This window comes from Achromobacter sp. GbtcB20 (assembly GCF_019091095.1).
Lineage (GTDB): Bacteria > Pseudomonadota > Gammaproteobacteria > Burkholderiales > Burkholderiaceae_B > Achromobacter > Achromobacter mucicolens.
This window is the reverse complement of record NZ_JAGXJZ010000416.1, coordinates 1-307: the sequence shown is the minus strand read 5'-3', so window position 1 is coordinate 307 and position 307 is coordinate 1. Positions and strand designations below refer to the sequence as shown.

Genomic DNA, 307 nt, shown 5'->3' with positions numbered 1-307 from the left:
GAGGATCAGCTTGCGGGCGATGTCGTCGTAGTCGGCCAGCAGATAGACGGCGGCAAAGCCGAGCTGCGCGTTCACGAACAAGGGGAGCTTCACCGGCTGCACGTTGTGGTTCTCACCCAGGCTCAACGCCGCAGGCACGCCGGCCAGTGCCTGGTCAACCTGCACGCGCAGCGATTGCAACGTGGTCCTGGTCTGGTCGAGCTTTTCCTCGATGCGCAACATCCACCAGTCGCTGTACGGGTCGTCCTGCTCCGAGCCGCGCTTCATCTTGTTCATCACGGCGCTGTAGCCGTTCAGGCCGACGATG

General features: G+C 63.2%; 1 protein-coding gene. It reads right to left on the bottom strand.

What is annotated here, in order from left to right; genetic code table 11:
* A partial coding sequence (locus KVT32_RS29570; RefSeq protein WP_217619369.1) for a PFL_4669 family integrating conjugative element protein occupies nucleotides 1–307 on the bottom strand: 307 nt, incomplete at both ends.